The organism is Mesorhizobium sp. WSM3868 (assembly GCF_002294785.1).
Classification (GTDB): domain Bacteria; phylum Pseudomonadota; class Alphaproteobacteria; order Rhizobiales; family Rhizobiaceae; genus Mesorhizobium.
This window is the reverse complement of sequence record NZ_NSGB01000004.1, coordinates 237656-253738: the sequence shown is the minus strand read 5'-3', so window position 1 is coordinate 253738 and position 16083 is coordinate 237656. Positions and strand designations below refer to the sequence as shown.

Here is a 16083-nt window from a genome sequence, read left to right as displayed (position 1 = left end):
CCAAGGTGTCTTTATGACGAAATGTTTATTGCGCGGGCGCGACCGGCTTGGCCGGGGCGGCACCTTCGGCCGGCTTTGCCGGAGCCGCACCTTCGGCCGGCTTGGCGGGTGCCGCACCTGCGGCCGGCTTCGCCGCGGCGGCGCCTTCGGCGGGCTTGGCTTCCGCCGAAGCGCCCGGCTGCGGCAGCGGCTTCGGATTGTCCGACAGCGTGCGCAGATAGGCGATCACGTTGGCGCGGTCCTCATCCTTCGGCAGGCCGGCAAAGCCCATCGCCGTGCCCTTCACGAACTTCTTCGGCGCGTTGATGAAGTGGTTGAGGTTGTCGTAGGTCCACTTCTCGGCGCCGCCCTTGGAGAAATCCTTCATGCCGGCCGAATAGGCGAAGCCCTCATGCTCGGCGACGGGGCGATCGATGATGTCCCAGAGGTCCGGACCGACCTTGTTGGGGCCGCCCTTTTCGCCGGAATGGCAGGCCTGGCACTTCTTGAAAATAGCGGCGCCCGTCTCGGCATTGGCGGTTGCGAGCAGGTCGGCGATCGGCTTAGCTTCAGCCGCGGGCGCGGCAGCGCCGCCGCCTTCGGTCGGCTCGGCCGCCTCGATGGCGAAGCCCGGCTTCTCGGGCGCGGGGGAGGCAAACAGCCCGTCGGAAACGATACCCACGGAAAAGACGACGAAACAGGTTCCGAGGAATCCGGCGAGCAGCTTGTTGACTTCGTTGGAATCCATACGCCCCTTGCTCCCTTTTCCGGCGGACCGTCCCGTCCACTCCGTCCGTCGGTATAGCGAAGGCCCCAACGGGCCCGTTAAATCGCGCGGAAACTAGGTCTTTTGCTTCGTCGTTGCAACACCTATAAGGGCGCTTCCAGTGAGACGTTTTGCCACTTTTCCATCCGCTTCCCCGGCTGTCCCAGAAGTCCCATGTCGACATTGATCCTGATCCCCGCCCGCATGGCCTCGACGCGCCTGCCGGGCAAGCCGCTGGCCGACATCGCCGGCGCGCCGATGATCGTCCATGTCGCCCGCCGCGGCGCCGAGGCTGGGCTCGGCCGTGTGGTGGTGGCGACCGACACCGAAGCGGTCGCCTCGGCGGCAAGGGATCACGGTTTCGAGGCGGTGATGACGCGCGCGGACCACGAATCGGGATCCGACCGCATCTTCGAGGCCCTCACCGTGCTGGACCCGGAGAAAAAGGTCGAAACCATCGTCAACGTCCAGGGCGATCTGCCGACGATCGATCCTGAGATCATCGGCGCATCGCTGCGGCCCTTCGCCGACCCGTCGGTCGACATAGCCACGCTCGGCGTCGAGATTGTGCGCGACGAGGAAAGGACCAATCCGAACGTGGTCAAGATCGTCGGCTCGCCGCTCTCGGCGACAAGGCTGAAGGCGCTCTATTTCACGCGCGCCACGGCGCCGTGGGGGGAGGGCCCGCTCTATCACCACATCGGCCTCTATGCCTACCGCCGGACAGCGCTGGAACGCTTCGTGGCGCTGAAGCCGTCGCCGCTCGAACGCCGTGAGCGGCTGGAGCAGCTGCGGGCGCTGGAAGCCGGCATGCGCATCGATGCCGAGATCGTCCGGTCGCTGCCGCTCGGCGTCGACACGCCCGACGATCTCGAGCGCGCCAGGCAAATTCTTTCAAACTGAGACATCCGTAAGCGAGACCTTGGCGCATGCCTGAAAAGACCAACAGAATATCCTTCCAGGGCGAGCCGGGCGCCAATTCCGATACCGCTTGCCGCAACATGTTCCCCTCGATGGAGCCGTTGCCCTGTCCCACCTTCGAAGACGCCTTCAACGCGGTCGAGACCGGCAAAGCCGAGCTCGCCATGATCCCGATCGAGAACACGATTGCCGGGCGCGTCGCCGACATCCATCATCTTTTGCCGGAATCGCGCCTGCACATCGTCGGCGAGTATTTCCTGCCCATCCATTTCCAGCTGATGGTGCTGCCGGGCGTGAAACGCGAAGAGATCAGAAGCGTGCACAGCCATATCCATGCCCTTGGCCAATGCCGCAAATACATCCGCAAGAATGGCTGGAAGCCGGTTGTCGCCGGCGACACGGCGGGTTCGGCCAAGATGGTCTCCGAGGTCAAGGACCGCACGATGGCGGCACTTGCGCCTGCGCTTGCCGCCGAGCTCTACGGCCTCGACATCATCGAGAAGAATGTCGAGGACACCGACTCGAACGTCACCCGCTTCGTCGTGCTGACCAAGAACAAGCAATGGGCCGAGCGCCCCTCGCTGGAAGCCAAGATGATGACCACCTTCATCTTCCGCGTCCGCAACGTGCCGGCCGCGCTCTACAAGGCCATGGGCGGCTTCGCCACCAACGGCATCAACATGACCAAGCTCGAGAGCTACCAGCTCGGCGCTTTCACAGCGACGCTGTTTTATGCCGACATCGAGGGCCACCCCGATGATCCGCTGGTCAAGCTGGCGCTCGACGAATTGCGCTTCTTCTCGCGCGAGATGCGCATTCTCGGCGTCTATCCGGCAAGCGCGTCGCGCGAGCAGTGGAAGGTCGCCGATTAGGTGGTTCCTAGGACCTTCGAGATTGGCAAAGGCCTTGATGCTTCGTCATCCACGGGCGAAGCAAGGAGCGAAGCGAGGCGGCGCAGACCCGAGGATCCATGCCCGGACTTCAACGCGTTAGGACGGTCCAGATTCTGCTCCGCTGCGCCCCTCGACTGAGGTAACGGCATGGATCCCAGGGTCTGCGCTCCGCTTCGCGTCGCTCCGCCCTGGGATGACGACCTCATGGAGGTCCGCGTCAATCTTAGACGCCGGCGCTCGATCCAATCTCAGCCAAAGCCGAGCGGGACATAGTCGATCTCGAGAAATTTCTCGACCTCAGGCAGCCAGCGGTCGCGCACGAACGCGACGTGGTCGGGATGCTCGTTGTATCTGGTGTAGGCAGCCTGGTCGGCGAACTCCATCGAGAAGCCGAACTGATAGTCGTTCTTGGGGCTCACTTGGCGCAGCTGCTCGAAATGCGTCACACCCTTGATCGCCGTCAGGATCTTCTTGGCATCGTGGAGGAACCGTTTCGCCTCCAGCGAATGCGGCGGATGCTTTAGCGTGAACACGACGGTATGACGGATCATTTCTCGGCTCCTATTCGCTGTCGACCCAGGCGCGGATGAGGTGGTGGGCGATCGCCCCTTTCGGCGGCGTGATCAGGCCGCCCGGGTGCGTCCTCTCCAGCATCGAGCGCACCTCATCGCGGAAGAACCAGCGGCAGTCTTCGAGCTCGTTCAGGTCGGCCTGGATGTCCTCGTTCAGCGGCTCGCCGAAGCAGCCGATCATCAGCGAATAGGGGAACGGCCAGGGCTGGCTGGCGTGGTAGACGACGCGGCCGAGCCGGATTCCGGCCTCCTCCAGCGTCTCGCGGCGCACCGCCGCCTCGATCGTCTCGCCGGGCTCGATGAAGCCGGCAAGGGCCGAATACATGCCGGGCCCGAAATGCCGGCCGCGCCCGAGCAGGCATTTCTCGCGCGTCGCCGTCAGCATGATCGCCACCGGATCGGTGCGCGGGAAGTGGTCGGTGCCGCAGGCCGGGCAATGCCGCCTGTAGCCGCCGGCGCGCATCTCCGAGCGATTGCCGCATTTGCTGCAGAAAGCGTGGCTGGCATGCCAGGCCAGCAGCGCAGCGCCTTGCGCCAGCGCACCGGCCGCCGCTTCGTCGATCAGCCCTTGCATATAGACGGAGCGGTAGTCGATCGCCTTCACCGTTTCCGGCAGATTTTCCGGTTCGATCCCGGCGGGCACCGCCAGCACCGGGCCGCTCTCCGAGAGGCCGAGCAGCACGCCGCCGTCGAGCGAAACCTCGAAGGCCTCGCTTTCCGCCGCCTCGAACCATGGGTCGAATTTGCCGTCGTCGAGCTTCAGATAAAGCCTGCCGCCATGCATCAGCATCAGCCGCGCCGATCGCTCGCCAAGCGCCTTCTCGACCGCGTCGTCGGCGCGGTTTTCCGATTGCCGATCGATCCGGTTGCCGGCGAAACCGACGAATTGGCTCGGCTCGCGCAAAGGCGCGTCAAACAGACGAAAGTTCATAGGAGACTCGAGGAAAGCGCGGGGTGGACACTGATGGGCTTATAGCGCTGCCTTGATCTTTTCGGCAAACCGGCGGATGTCGGAGCGCTCATACGGCTCGCGCATGCCATGCCCCCAGACCGGCCCTGGCCAGCCGGGGTCGCTCTCGCTGCGGGCGATGACATGGACGTGCAACTGGCGCACGATGTTGCCGAGCGCCCCGGTGTTGATCTTGGTGCAGCCGGTCACCCGCTTCAGCGCGTGCGCCACCATATTGGTCTCGAAGGTCAGCATCGTCTGGTCGAGCGGCGTCAGGTCGTGGATTTCCTCCACGCCCGGCCGCTGCGGCACCAGGACCAGCCACGGCCAGCGGCGATCGTTCATCAGCCGGAGCTCGCACAGGCCGAGCCACATGAGCTGCTCACTGTCCGCCTCCAATCGGGCGTCCAGTGTGAAACCGGCCTTTAGGCCAGGCAGCATGGGCGTTTCCCTCACTTTTCGAGAATGCTTCAAACCCTGAACGCTAGAGCGACGGCAAGGTGGCTGCAAGCGAATCATTGACCGCTCCTGCGGATTTGAAGGTCGTCTGCACCGCATGGCCTGGCCGGTGATCCACTACGACCCTTGCATTTCGCCGCTGAATTGCCGATATGGAGCTTGGGAGGTTGGTGGTGGACGATCCACTCGCCAACCGGGTCAGGTCCGGAAGGAAGCAGCCCTAACGAGCCCGGAACGGGTCATTGTTCCAGCCTCCCGCCTCTTCGCCTTTCTCCCGCGACATTGACGGCGCCGAGCCGTGCGGGCGAGACTATGCGCAGGAATCGGCCGCCTTCCGTCGCGGTCCTTGGAGCTTTTGACGGCGAATGAGCGAAGCCGGAAATTCGGGGCCAGAAAGCCTGGAGACAGGTAAGGCCGGCGCCTATCGCGTGCTGGCGCGCAAATACCGCCCCTCCAATTTCTCCGAACTGATCGGCCAGGAGCCGATGGTCCGCACGCTCACCAATGCCTTCGCCACTGGCCGCATCGCCCAGGCCTGGATGCTGACCGGCGTGCGCGGTGTCGGCAAGACGACGACGGCGCGCATTCTCGCACGCGCCCTGAACTATAAAACCGCCACTGTCGACCAACCCTCCGTCGACCTTTCGACCCCCGGCGAGCATTGCCAGGCGATCATGGAAGGCCGCCATGTCGACGTCATCGAGATGGACGCGGCTTCCCATACCGGCATCGACGACATCAGGGACATCATCGACCGCGTCCGCTACGCGCCGGTCTCGGCCCGCTACAAGGTCTACATCATCGACGAAGTGCACATGCTCTCCACCCAGGCCTTCAACGGCCTGTTGAAGACGCTGGAGGAGCCGCCGCCGCATGTCAAATTCATCTTCGCCACCACCGAGATCCGCAAGGTGCCGATCACGGTTCTGTCGCGCTGTCAGCGCTTCGACCTGAGGCGCATCGATGCCGGCGCGCTCGTCGCGCATCTTTCCTCGATTGCCGCCAAGGAAGGCATTTCCGTGGATGATGAGGCTTTGGCGATGATTGCGCGGGCCGCCGAGGGCTCGGCGCGCGATTCGCTCTCCATCCTCGATCAGGCGATCGCCCATGGCAGCGGCACCGTCAGCGCCGACGCCGTTCGCGCCATGCTGGGCTTGGCCGACCGCGCCCGTATCATCGACCTGTTCGAGCACGTCATGAAGGGCGATGTTGCGGCGGCCTTGTCCGAATTCCGCGCGCAATACGATACCGGCGCCGATCCGGCCGCGGTGCTCACCGACCTGGCGGAATTCAACCACCTCGTTACGCGTCTGCGGTTCGTGCCGGCCGCGGCCAATGATGCCTCGCTCTCCGAGGACGAGCGGCGGCGCGGCGCCGAATTTGCGAGCACGCTGTCGGTGCGCGTGCTCTCGCGAACCTGGCAGATGCTCCTGAAAGGTATTCCCGAGGTGCAGTCCTCCAACCGTCCGGTCAGCGCCGGCGAGATGGTGCTGATCCGGCTGGCGCACGCCGCCGACCTGCCGACGCTGGACGAAACGCTGAAATCGCTCGAGGGGGCGGCCCCTGTGCCGAATGGCGCTCCGCGCGCCAATGGAGCGCCGGCAAGCAGTGGCAGCGGCACAAATGCCGTGGCGCCGGCGCGGATGCCGGCCTCTAACGGCGGAGGGCAGACCATGCGGCTGGTCGAGATGCAGCCCGCGCCCGCCGCCTTCGTCCCGGCGCCCGAACCGGTCATCGAAACACCGGCCGTTCCGGTGAAGTCGCTGGCCGACATCGTGGCCCTTGCCGATGCCAACCGCGACATCGCCTTCAAGGTGTTGGTCAAGCGCTGCGTGCGGCTGGTGCGCATCGAGCCTGGCCGCATCGACGTCAGCCTGACCGACGATGCGCCCAAAATGCTGCTCAACGACCTGACCTCCAAGCTGCGTGCCTGGACCGCCCGCAACTGGCTGGTCTCGCTGTCGAAGGAAGAGGGTAGCCAGACGCTGGCCGAGATGGAGACGACAAAGCGCGAGAACGCCTTCTCCGATGCCAGGAGCGATCCGACCGTCGCCGCCATCCTCGCTCGCTTTCCCGGCGCCAAGATCATCGACGTGCGCATTCCCGATGTGCCGGAAGTGGAAGGCGCTGACACCGACCTGCCGGTTGAGCCGGCTGCCGACGACGAAGAGATTTAGAGCTGACGAACGCGTCAGGGAAAGTACGGACCGGTTTCGGTCAGGATCATGCTCGCGTTAACGAGATTCCAACAAGAGGAAGTTTCACGATGAAGGATCTTCTCGGCCTGATGGGCAAGGCGAAGGAAATGCAGGCCAAGTTCCAGGCCATGCAGGACGAGATCGCCACCCTCGAAGCCACTGGGCAGGCGGGTGGCGGGCTGGTTAGCGTGACCCTGACCGGCAAGTTCGAAATGAAGGCGCTGAAGATCGATCCGTCCTTGCTGAAGGACGACGAGGTGGAGATCCTCGAAGACTTGCTGTTGGCCGCTCACAATGATGCCAAAAATAAGGTCGAGCTGGTCATGCAGGAAAAGACCAAGGCATTGACTGCGGGCTTGCCTATACCGCCCGGAATGAAATTGCCGTTCTAAGGCATCTGCCACCAGTTAATTGATTGTGAACGAGAATTGACCCTGGGCCGCAATATTAACCATTTTGCCGGCATGCTCACGGGCTCATTTCGCGACATTCATAAAGTTTTACCCAAGTCCAGAGGTTGCTAACCATCTAGCCATCTTTTTGCCTGAAAGAGTCTCATTCTTGCCACATCTCGGGGCGGGCTGGCATCTGGAAATGAGGCTTTTTTGTTGATCGCGACGCGATGGAAGACGCCGCTGCTGCTTATCGGCATCGCCGCTTCCCCCTTGTTCCTGGCCGGCTGCAGCCAGACCGCTTCACATGGCATGTCGGTGGCGAGCCTGACCGACGCCGTCACCCCGAGCTTTCTCAGCTCGCGTTCCTACAAATACTCGATGAAGGACAAGGAGTGCCTGCAAAGGGCGATGTTCTTCGAGTCCAACCGGTCGAGCCGTGACGGCATGATCGCCGTCGGCACGGTCGTGATGAACCGGCTACGCTCGGGCCAGCATGGCAGCACGATCTGCGAGGTCGTCGGCGAAAGGGGCCAGTTCGCCCCGGGCGTGCTGACGCGCCCGATGAATTCGCGGGCATTGCCAGATGTCGAGGAAGCCGCCGAGGCAGTGCTGAAAGGCGAGCGCAAGGCCAAGCTCAAGAACACGATGTTCTTCCACACCGCCGGCCTGCGTTTCCCCTACAAGAACATGCACTACACGATGGTGGCCGGCGGCAATGCCTTCTATGAGAAGCGCGGCCGCAACTGGCAGCCGTTGCCGGATGAGCCCATGGTCGCCATGGCCTCCGGCAAGTCGCAGAAGACCGACCCCACCGCTCCGGTTCTCGTCGCTTCCGCCGAGCCGGTGGTCAAGACGATCGTGCATGCTGATCCGGCCAAGCAGGCCGCCACGACCGCGGCTGCCGCGCCAGCGCTTCCGGCCAAGACCACAACCGTTGCCGCCCAGCAGACCTATGTGACGGCCTCCGCCGCGCCAGGGCAGAAGGCCGGCCGCGTCACGGCGAAGCCGATCATGGTGGCGATGCAGGAGCCGATGGAGGAGCCCGACGCCTCCCGCTTCGGCGGCACGTTGAAAGGCCGCTACATCACCTCCGTTCCGAGCGCTCCGCAGGAAGCGGCGATGGGATTCCAGTCGACGCCCGAGAACACCGACGCCATCGGCGCGCTGATTGTCAGCCAGTCCCGGCCGCTCGAAGCCTACTGAGCCAACCCGCCATCAAATGATCCGCCTTGACGGCATGGCGGATCATTTCCTGTTGCGGATGTCACCAAAGCGCTCTGAAAACCGTTTCGCACTTTTCCCGGAATTGCTCTAGATCAGAGCGATGTCGAAAAGAATCGCCGGTCCAGAGATAGAACGCCTGATCCAGCTCCTGGCCAAGGTGCCGGGGCTCGGGCCGCGTTCGGCAAGGCGCGCGGCTCTCCATCTCATCAAGAAGAAGGAGCAACTGCTCGAGCCTTTAGCCGCAGCCATGGGCGAGGCGGCCGATAAAGTGCGCATCTGCTCGACCTGCGGCAATGTCGACACCTCCGACCCGTGCATGATCTGCACCGATCCACGCCGCGATGCCGGCACGCTTATCGTCGTCGAGGACGTCTCCGATCTCTGGGCGCTGGAACGCGCCGCCGCCATGAATGTGCGCTATCACGTGCTCGGCGGCACGCTGTCGCCGCTCGATGGCATCGGCCCGGACCAGCTCAACATCCGCTCGCTGGTAGACCGTGTCGCCGGCGGCGAGGTGAAGGAGGTGATCCTTGCCGTAAACGCCACCGTCGAGGGCCAGACCACGGCGCACTACCTGACCGATCAGCTCTCGGGTTTCGAGGTCAAGGTGACTAGGCTCGCGCATGGCGTCCCGGTCGGCGGCGAGCTCGATTATCTCGACGAAGGCACGCTTGCCGCGGCGCTGCGCTCGAGGACGGCGTTTTGAGGGGAGGGGATTGGTGACTGGCGTTTTTCCCGGAAAGGCCGCACTCCGTCCCACCCCCCTCTGTCCTGCCGGACATCTCCCCCGCAAGGGGGGAGATCAGACGTCACGCCGGCTTTCGCCAATATCCAACGTCGCAGGAAGAGGCGGGGCACCGAAACAGCCAATCTCCCCCCAAGTGGGGGAGATGTCCGCCAGGACAGAGGGGGGCGCGACAGAACGCGGCTTTTCCAAATTCGGCTTCGCATTTTTCCTTGCGGCGCTTGCCGTCCTCCTCACCCTGCCCGCTCGCGCCACGCCCATCGACAACCAATTCCAGGCCTGGCTGCAAAACGACCTCTGGCCCGAGGCCAAGGCCAAAGGCATTTCCAAAAAGACCTTCGACGCCGCCTTCATCGGCGTGAAGCCGAACCTGAAACTGCCGGATCTCGTCATGCCCGGCGAGAAGCCGGCGACGCCGCAAAAACAGCACCAGGCGGAGTTCGGTCCGCCCGCGAATTATTTCGCCGAGAAGATCATTCGGGCCGTCACCGGCGGAGGACGGTCGCGCGAAAGCGCCAACGCCCGCGTGCTTGGGCTCATCGAGAAGCGATACGGCGTGCCCGGCGAGATCGTGCTGGCGATCTGGGGTCGCGAGACCGGCTTCGGCGCCGCCAAGATGCCTTACGACGCCTTCGAGGTGCTGGGCACCAAGGCCTTCATGTCGACGAAGAAGGATTTCTTCCGCACGGAGGTGCTGGCCGCACTCGAGATCGTCGAGCGCGGGCTCGCTCCGGTCAATGCGATGAAGTCCTCCTGGGCCGGCGCGCTCGGCCAGCCGCAATTCATGCCGACGTCCTTCCTCAAGCATGCCGTCGACTTTGACGGCGACGGCCGGCCCGACATCTGGAATTCGACGCCGGACGTGCTCGCCTCCATCGCCAACTATCTTGTCCACTATGGCTGGGTGAGGGGGCGCGGCTGGGGGACCGAGGTGATTGCGCCGGCAAACGTCTCCTGCGCGCTCGAAGGACCCGACCAGGGCAAGAAGATTTCTGACTGGGTGGCGATGGGCATCAGGCGCGTCGACGGAAAGGCGTTTCCGGCCAGTGAACTCAAGGCCGAGGGTTTCCTGCTGATGCCGGCCGGACGCAGCGGCCCCGCTTTCATCGTCACGCCGAATTTCTATGTGCTGAAGCAATACAACACCAGCGATCTATATGCGCTGTTCATCGGCCACGCCGCCGATCGCATCGCCAAAGGCGACACCACCTTTGCCGGCACCTGGGGGCGGGTGGGCGATCTCCACCGGTCCGATATCGCTGCCCTCCAGCAAGCGCTGGAGGCCAAGGGCTACGATGTCGGCAGTGCCGACGGCCTGCCCGGCTTCAAGACACGCCGCTCGATCGGCGTCTGGCAAGCGAAGAACGGCAAGGCCGCCACCTGCTTTCCGGACGCGAACCTGGTTGCGCAGCTAAAATGACGGGCGACTTCCAAGCGGCCAGGAGTTGGCAGATTTTTCCCAATCGGCGGCTTCGACTAGCTGGCAGCTGGGTCGACTCGCAACGGCCCATTCTGGCCCAATAAGCGTCTCGCAAAATGCGCGTTGCGGGCTCGAACGCAGCTGAATAGGGTGTTGACCAACTGGACAAAAACCACGACGGTAAGGTCGGTGGGCCGTCGATCGGTCCCAAGGAATTCTGCAACCCTGAGCCGGGAACTCAGGTCAACAATCAACAAAACAGGGAACGACTACCATGATGCTGGAAAGGTTTGCTCTTCGCTCTCGTGGCTTGCTCGCGGGTGTGGCGATGTCGGCGCTGCTCGCGGTGCCGGCCTTTGCGGTCACGCCTGCCGACACGTTGGTCGAAGGCTTCGCCTTCGACGATATCATCTCGATGGATCCGGGCGAAGCGTTCGAGCTGTCAACCGCTGAGGTTACCGGCAACACCTACGATCTCCTGGTTCGCCTCGACCTCAGCGACACCTCCAAAGTCAAGGGCGATCTCGCCGAGAGCTGGACTATTTCCGACGACGGCCTGACCTACACCTTCAAGCTTAAGCCCGGAATGAAGTTCGCCTCCGGCAATCCGATCACCGCCGCCGACGTCGCCTATTCCTTCGAGCGCGCGATCAAGCTGGACAAGAGCCCCGCCTTCATCATCAACCAGTTCGGCATCAGCGGCGACAACGTCACCGAAAAGGCTAAGGCGGTCGACGACACCACCTTCCAGTTCGTTGTCGACAAGGCTTATGCGCCGAGCTTCGTGCTCAACTGCTTGTCGGCTACCGTCGCCTCGGTCGTCGACAGCAAGCTCGTCAAGGAACATGTCGCCGCCGTCACGCCGAGCGCCGACTACAAATGGGACAACGACTTCGGCAATGCCTGGCTGAAGACCGGCTATGCCGGCTCCGGCCCTTACAAGCTGCGCGAATGGCGCGCCAATGAAGTCGTCGTTCTGGAACGCAACGACAACTACAACGGCGAGAAGGCCAAGCTCGCCCGCGTTATCTACCGCTTCATGAAGGAAAGCTCGGCGCAGCGTCTGGCGCTCGAGGCCGGCGATATCGACGTCGCCCGCAACCTCGAGCCGAACGATCTCGACGCCATCGCCAAGAATGGCGATCTCACCACCACCAGCGCGCCGAAGGGCACGGTCTATTACATCAGCCTCAACCAGAAGAACGCCAACCTCGCCAAGCCGGAGGTTCGGCAGGCCTTCAAGTACCTGGTCGACTATGATGCGCTGGGCTCGACCATCCTCAAGGGCATCGGCGAGATCCACCAGTCCTTCCTGCCCAAGGGCGACCTCGGCGCCATCGACGACAACCCGTTCAAGCTCGATGTCGCCAAGGCGAAGGAACTGCTGGCCAAGGCCGGCCTGCCTAACGGCTTCAGCGTGACCATGGACGTACGCAGTAAACAGCCGGAGACAGGCATGGCGGAATCGATCCAGCAGACGCTGGGTCAGGCCGGCATCAAGCTGGAGATCATTCCCGGTGACGGCAAGCAGACGCTGACCAAATACCGCGCCCGCAACCACGACATCTATATTGGCCAGTGGGGCCAGGACTATTTCGACCCGAATTCCAATGCCCAGACCTTCGCCTCGAACCCGGACAATTCCGACGCCGCCAAGATCAAGACCCTGGCCTGGCGCAATGCCTGGGACATTCCGGACCTGACCAAGCAGACCGAGGCGGCGCTGCTGGAGAAGGATTCGGCTAAGCGCGCCGACATGTACAAGGATCTGCAGAAGAAGATCCTCGACACCAGCCCCTTCGTCGTCATCCACCAGCAGCTCGAAGTGGCGGGCCTGCGCAAGAACCTCAAGGGCTTCGCGCTCGGACCGAGCTTCGACACCAACTTCGTCGGTGCGGTCTCGAAGGAATAGCGTTCTCGGACGCGCCGCGTGAGCATAGTTGAAAACCAGGCGGTGGCCGGGCGCGGCAGCGCCCGTGCCGTCGCCATTCTATCCGCGCTCGGCAGTTTCCTGGTCATCGCGGTGACGACCTATCTCGGTCTTCTCGCTGTGACCTTCTTCATCGGCCGCGTGATTCCCATCGATCCGGTGCTGGCCGTGCTCGGCGACCGGGCCCCTACTGCCGTCGTCGAGCGCACGCGCCGCGAGATGGGCCTCGATCTGCCGCTGATCGAACAGTTCTATATCTATGTGAAAAGTGCGCTCCGCGGCGATTTCGGCACTTCGGTGCTGACCACCAATCCGGTGATGTCCGACATCCGCCGCGTCTTCCCGGCGACCATCGAACTGGCGACGCTCGGCACGATCATCGGCGCCGTCATCGGCGTGCCACTCGGCGTGCTCGCTGCTGTCAGGCGCGGCAGTCTCGTCGACCAGATCGTGCGCATCATCGGCCTTATCGGCTATTCCGTGCCGATCTTCTGGCTGGGGCTGCTTGGCCTCGTCCTGTTCTACGCCAAGCTGCAATGGGTCGCCTTTCCGGCGCGGCTCGACGTCGTCTACGAATACACTTTCACGCCGATCACCGGCTTCTACCTGCTCGATGCGGCCATGCAGGGACAGTGGGATGTCTTCTACGACGCCTACCGCCACATCATCCTGCCGGCCTCCCTGCTCGGCTATTTCGCGCTCGCCTATATCAGCCGCATGACGCGCTCCTTCATGCTGAACGAGATGGCGCAGGAATATATCGTCGCCGCCCGCGCCAAGGGGCTGTCGGAGACGCGCATCATCTGGGGCCATGCGCTGCGCAACGCCGCTGTGCCGATGGTGACGGTGATCGCGCTTTCCTATGCCAGCCTGCTCGAAGGCTCGGTGCTGACCGAGACCGTCTTCTCCTGGCCGGGCATCGGCCTCTACATCACCAATTCATTGCAGAACGCCGACATGAACGCGGTGCTCGGCGGCACCATCATCATCGGCTCGGTCTTCATCGCCATCAACCTTCTGTCGGACCTGCTCTATCGGCTCCTCGATCCACGGACGAAAGTCGAATGAGCGCCGAGACGATACAAACCCGTCGCGAATGGCTGCTCAGCGAGAGGCCGGCCTCGCGCATGCAGGCAAGGCTCGGCCGCGCCTATGTGGCCTGGCGGCGCTTCACAGCCAACCGGCTCGCGCTCGTCGGTTTGCTCATCATTCTCGCATTGGTGGTGGTAGCCGCGCTTGCCGGCGTGCTGGCACCCTATTCGCCAACCGTGGGTGACCTGAAGAATGCCCGTCTGCTGGCGCCGAGCGCCGCGCATTGGTTCGGCACCGACGACCTCGGCCGCGATATCTACTCGCGCATCCTCTACGGCTCGCGCTGGACGCTCTATGTCGTCATCCTCGTCGCCATCATCGCCGCGCCCATCGGCCTGCTGGTCGGCACCGTCGCAGGCTATGCCGGCGGCTGGACCGATGCCATTCTGATGCGCATCACCGACATCTTCCTGGCCTTCCCGAAGCTGGTGCTGGCGCTGGCCTTCGTTGCGGCGCTCGGCCCCGGCATCGAGAACGCGGTGCTGGCGATCGCCATCACCTCCTGGCCGCCTTACGCGCGCATCGCGCGCGCCGAGACGCTGACGGTGCGCAATTCCGACTACATCAAGGCGGTGCAATTGATGGGTGCCTCACCCTTCCGCATCGTGCTGCGCCACATCATGCCGCTCTGCATCTCCTCGCTGATCATCCGGGTGACGCTCGACATGGCAGGCATCATCCTCACCGCCGCCGGCCTCGGCTTCCTCGGCCTCGGCGCGCAGCCGCCGCTGCCCGAATGGGGCGCGATGATTGCGTCCGGCCGCCGCTTCATCCTCGACCAGTGGTGGGTGGCTGCCGCGCCAGGCGCTGCCATCCTTATCGTCAGCCTCGGCTTCAACCTGCTCGGTGACGGCCTGCGCGACGCGCTCGATCCCCGGAGTGGCGACCAATGAGTGGCGACCAATGAGCGGCAATTCCGATAAGCAAACGAAAGGCACGCTGCTCGAAGTCGACGATCTGCGCGTCACTTTCCCGACACGCACCGGGATCGTGCAGGCGGTGCGCGGCGTTTCCTTCTCGCTCGGCCGCGAGCGGCTGGGCATCGTCGGCGAGAGCGGCTCCGGCAAGTCGCAGACCGGCCGCGCCATCATGGGCCTGACCCCGCCGCAGGCCGAGGTGTCGGCGAAAAAGCTGCGCTTCGACGGCATCGACCTGCTCTCGGTGTCATCCAGCCGGCGCCGTGCGCTGCGGGGAAACCGCATCGCCATGATCCTGCAGGACCCGAAATACTCGCTCGATCCGGTGATGACCATCGGCCGCCAGATCGTCGAGACGCTGCGCACGCATGAGAAAGTCGGAAAGGCCGAAGCGCGCGAGCGCGCGCTGGAGATGCTGCGGGCGGTGCAAATTCGCGATCCGGCCCGTGTCTTCGACCTTCATCCGCATGAGGTCTCGGGCGGCATGGGCCAGCGCGCGATGATCGCCATGATGCTGATCGCCGGGCCGGAACTGATGATCGCCGACGAGCCGACCTCGGCGCTCGACGTCACCGTGCAGCTCGATGTGCTGAACATTCTCGACAGGCTGGTCGCCGAGCGCGGCATGGGGCTGATCTTCATCTCGCATGATCTGCGCCTGGTGTCCTCCTTCTGCGACCGCGTGGTCGTCATGTATGCCGGCAAGGTGGTCGAGCAGCTCAAGGCGTCCGAGCTGCGCGAGGCCCAGCATCCCTATACCCGCGGCCTGCTCAACTGCATGCCGAGGATCGGCTTCGAGCGACACCCGCTGCCGGTGCTCGACCGCAAGCCGGAATGGGCGGCATGACGGCCGCCATCACCATCGAAGGGCTGGAGGTGGTTTTCGACCGCTTCCGCGCGCTGAAGGGCGTTAACCTCGAAGTCAGGGAAGGCGAGTCCTACGGGCTGGTTGGCGAAAGCGGCTCCGGTAAGTCGACCCTGCTCAAGGCAATCACCGGCCTTGCGCCTGTCGCTGCCGGCACCATCGCTGTCAACGGCAAGACGCTTGGCAAGACCCGCGACAAGGCCTTTTACCGCGACGTGCAGATGGTCTTCCAAGATCCGTATGGGTCGCTGCATCCGCGCCAGACCGTCGACCGGCTGCTGCAGGAACCGCTCGCCATTCACGCAATCCAGGATGGCGAGAAGCGCATCGAGCGCGCGCTGGACGAAGTCGGCCTCGGCAAGGGTTTCCGCTTCCGCTATGCGCACCAGCTCTCCGGCGGCCAGCGCCAGCGCGTGGCGATCGCCCGCGCGCTGATCCTCGAACCCTCGATCCTTTTGCTCGACGAGCCGACCTCGGCGCTCGATGCCTCTGTCCAGGCCGAGGTGCTGAACCTGCTCGAAGAGGTGCGGCGGCGGCGCAAGCTCACCTTCCTGATGGTCAGTCACGACCTCGCCATCATCACCCATATGTGCGAACGGCTGATGGTGATGCAGAACGGTGAAGCGGTGGAGACGCTGACCGCAAGCCAGCTGATCGGCCACCGCGTGAGCGAGGATTATACGCGCAACCTGCTTCGAGCGAGCGAGGGGTTTGTGAGGGTGTAGTTTTCTCTCGCAGGTTCGCGACGGGGTGCGACC

16 protein-coding genes and 1 other RNA gene are annotated in these 16083 nt (G+C 63.8%); 13 read left to right on the top strand and 4 right to left on the bottom strand.

Features of this window, described 5'->3' with window-relative positions; translation table 11 throughout:
- Nucleotides 1-25: 25 nt before the first annotated feature.
- Nucleotides 26-727, bottom strand: a complete 702-nt coding sequence (locus CK221_RS09455) for a cytochrome c family protein (RefSeq protein ID WP_095777528.1) — start codon at nt 725-727, stop codon at nt 26-28.
- A gap of 192 nt (nt 728-919) precedes the next feature.
- Between CK221_RS09455 and CK221_RS09450 the strand changes: the two genes are divergently transcribed.
- Both CK221_RS09450 and CK221_RS09445 read left to right on the top strand, forming a co-directional pair.
- Complete coding sequence (locus CK221_RS09450; protein ID WP_095777527.1) at nt 920-1648, top strand: 3-deoxy-manno-octulosonate cytidylyltransferase; 729 nt, start codon at nt 920-922, stop codon at nt 1646-1648.
- Between the two features lie 26 nt (nt 1649-1674).
- On the top strand, nt 1675-2538 hold the full coding sequence (locus CK221_RS09445) for a prephenate dehydratase (protein ID WP_066996244.1): 864 nt from the start codon (nt 1675-1677) through the stop codon (nt 2536-2538).
- 269 nt (nt 2539-2807) lie between these two features.
- On the opposite strand, the gene CK221_RS09440 is transcribed toward CK221_RS09445, so the two are convergent.
- Genes CK221_RS09440 through CK221_RS09430 form a run of 3 tightly spaced genes read right to left on the bottom strand, consistent with a single transcriptional unit; the run spans nt 2808 to nt 4521 of the window.
- On the bottom strand, nt 2808-3110 hold the full coding sequence (locus CK221_RS09440; RefSeq protein WP_095777526.1) for a Dabb family protein: 303 nt from the start codon (nt 3108-3110) through the stop codon (nt 2808-2810).
- A 10-nt stretch (nt 3111-3120) separates the two neighbouring features.
- Entirely contained in the window at nt 3121-4062 is a 942-nt protein-coding gene (gene nudC, locus CK221_RS09435) for an NAD(+) diphosphatase (protein ID WP_095777525.1), read from the bottom strand.
- Between the two features lie 39 nt (nt 4063-4101).
- The gene (locus CK221_RS09430) at nt 4102-4521 is read right to left on the bottom strand and encodes an HIT family protein (protein WP_066996253.1); all 420 of its coding nucleotides are present in this window, start codon (nt 4519-4521) and stop codon (nt 4102-4104) included.
- 180 nt (nt 4522-4701) lie between these two features.
- On the opposite strand from CK221_RS09430, the gene ffs reads away from it, so the two are divergent.
- The 11 genes from ffs (at nt 4702) to CK221_RS09375 (ending at nt 16050) form a co-directional block, all read left to right on the top strand.
- An RNA gene (gene ffs / locus CK221_RS09425) (signal recognition particle sRNA small type) lies at nt 4702-4798 on the top strand.
- Nucleotides 4799-4904: 106 nt separating this feature from the next.
- On the top strand, nt 4905-6716 hold the full coding sequence (locus tag CK221_RS09420; protein WP_095777524.1) for a DNA polymerase III subunit gamma/tau: 1812 nt from the start codon (nt 4905-4907) through the stop codon (nt 6714-6716).
- Between the two features lie 89 nt (nt 6717-6805).
- Nucleotides 6806-7129 (top strand): YbaB/EbfC family nucleoid-associated protein, encoded by a 324-nt coding sequence (locus tag CK221_RS09415; RefSeq protein ID WP_066996259.1) that lies wholly within the window; start codon nt 6806-6808, stop codon nt 7127-7129.
- Between the two features lie 216 nt (nt 7130-7345).
- Complete coding sequence (locus tag CK221_RS09410) at nt 7346-8335, top strand: cell wall hydrolase (protein ID WP_095777608.1); 990 nt, start codon at nt 7346-7348, stop codon at nt 8333-8335.
- Between the two features lie 121 nt (nt 8336-8456).
- Nucleotides 8457-9062 carry a recombination mediator RecR gene (gene recR / locus CK221_RS09405; RefSeq protein ID WP_066996262.1) on the top strand — a complete coding sequence of 202 codons (606 nt, stop codon included), beginning with the start codon at nt 8457-8459 and terminating at the stop codon, nt 9060-9062.
- Between the two features lie 184 nt (nt 9063-9246).
- Nucleotides 9247-10521, top strand: a complete 1275-nt coding sequence (locus tag CK221_RS09400; RefSeq protein WP_095777607.1) for a lytic murein transglycosylase — start codon at nt 9247-9249, stop codon at nt 10519-10521.
- Between the two features lie 274 nt (nt 10522-10795).
- Nucleotides 10796-12433, top strand: coding sequence for an ABC transporter substrate-binding protein (locus CK221_RS09395; RefSeq protein WP_095777523.1), 1638 nt, complete (start codon nt 10796-10798; stop codon nt 12431-12433).
- Nucleotides 12434-12451: 18 nt separating this feature from the next.
- Nucleotides 12452-13519 carry an ABC transporter permease gene (locus CK221_RS09390; protein ID WP_095777522.1) on the top strand — a complete coding sequence of 356 codons (1068 nt, stop codon included), beginning with the start codon at nt 12452-12454 and terminating at the stop codon, nt 13517-13519.
- A complete protein-coding gene (gene nikC / locus CK221_RS09385; protein WP_095777521.1) occupies nt 13516-14436 on the top strand; it encodes a nickel transporter permease in 921 nt (306 codons plus the stop codon). The genes CK221_RS09390 and nikC overlap by 4 nt, the downstream gene beginning before the upstream one ends.
- A 10-nt stretch (nt 14437-14446) precedes the next feature.
- Entirely contained in the window at nt 14447-15307 is an 861-nt protein-coding gene (locus CK221_RS09380) for an ABC transporter ATP-binding protein (protein WP_095777520.1), read from the top strand.
- On the top strand, nt 15304-16050 hold the full coding sequence (locus tag CK221_RS09375) for an ABC transporter ATP-binding protein (protein ID WP_066996480.1): 747 nt from the start codon (nt 15304-15306) through the stop codon (nt 16048-16050). Before CK221_RS09380 ends, CK221_RS09375 begins: the two co-directional genes overlap by 4 nt.
- The last annotated feature ends 33 nt before the right edge of the window (nt 16051-16083 follow it).

What these genes read in the sequence shown, in the direction of transcription:
- CK221_RS09455 (WP_095777528.1), bottom strand. Translation starts at nt 727, where the DNA reads ATGGATTCCAACGAAGTCAACAAGCTGCTCGCCGGATTCCTCGGAACC.
- CK221_RS09450 (WP_095777527.1), top strand. Translation starts at nt 920, where the DNA reads ATGTCGACATTGATCCTGATCCCCGCCCGCATGGCCTCGACGCGCCTG.
- CK221_RS09445 (WP_066996244.1), top strand. Translation starts at nt 1,675, where the DNA reads ATGCCTGAAAAGACCAACAGAATATCCTTCCAGGGCGAGCCGGGCGCC.
- CK221_RS09440 (WP_095777526.1), bottom strand. Translation starts at nt 3,110, where the DNA reads ATGATCCGTCATACCGTCGTGTTCACGCTAAAGCATCCGCCGCATTCG.
- nudC (WP_095777525.1), bottom strand. Translation starts at nt 4,062, where the DNA reads ATGAACTTTCGTCTGTTTGACGCGCCTTTGCGCGAGCCGAGCCAATTC.
- CK221_RS09430 (WP_066996253.1), bottom strand. Translation starts at nt 4,521, where the DNA reads ATGCTGCCTGGCCTAAAGGCCGGTTTCACACTGGACGCCCGATTGGAG.
- CK221_RS09420 (WP_095777524.1), top strand. Translation starts at nt 4,905, where the DNA reads ATGAGCGAAGCCGGAAATTCGGGGCCAGAAAGCCTGGAGACAGGTAAG.
- CK221_RS09415 (WP_066996259.1), top strand. Translation starts at nt 6,806, where the DNA reads ATGAAGGATCTTCTCGGCCTGATGGGCAAGGCGAAGGAAATGCAGGCC.
- recR (WP_066996262.1), top strand. Translation starts at nt 8,457, where the DNA reads ATGTCGAAAAGAATCGCCGGTCCAGAGATAGAACGCCTGATCCAGCTC.
- CK221_RS09400 (WP_095777607.1), top strand. Translation starts at nt 9,247, where the DNA reads ATGTCCGCCAGGACAGAGGGGGGCGCGACAGAACGCGGCTTTTCCAAA.
- CK221_RS09395 (WP_095777523.1), top strand. Translation starts at nt 10,796, where the DNA reads ATGATGCTGGAAAGGTTTGCTCTTCGCTCTCGTGGCTTGCTCGCGGGT.
- nikC (WP_095777521.1), top strand. Translation starts at nt 13,516, where the DNA reads ATGAGCGCCGAGACGATACAAACCCGTCGCGAATGGCTGCTCAGCGAG.
- CK221_RS09380 (WP_095777520.1), top strand. Translation starts at nt 14,447, where the DNA reads ATGAGCGGCAATTCCGATAAGCAAACGAAAGGCACGCTGCTCGAAGTC.
- CK221_RS09375 (WP_066996480.1), top strand. Translation starts at nt 15,304, where the DNA reads ATGACGGCCGCCATCACCATCGAAGGGCTGGAGGTGGTTTTCGACCGC.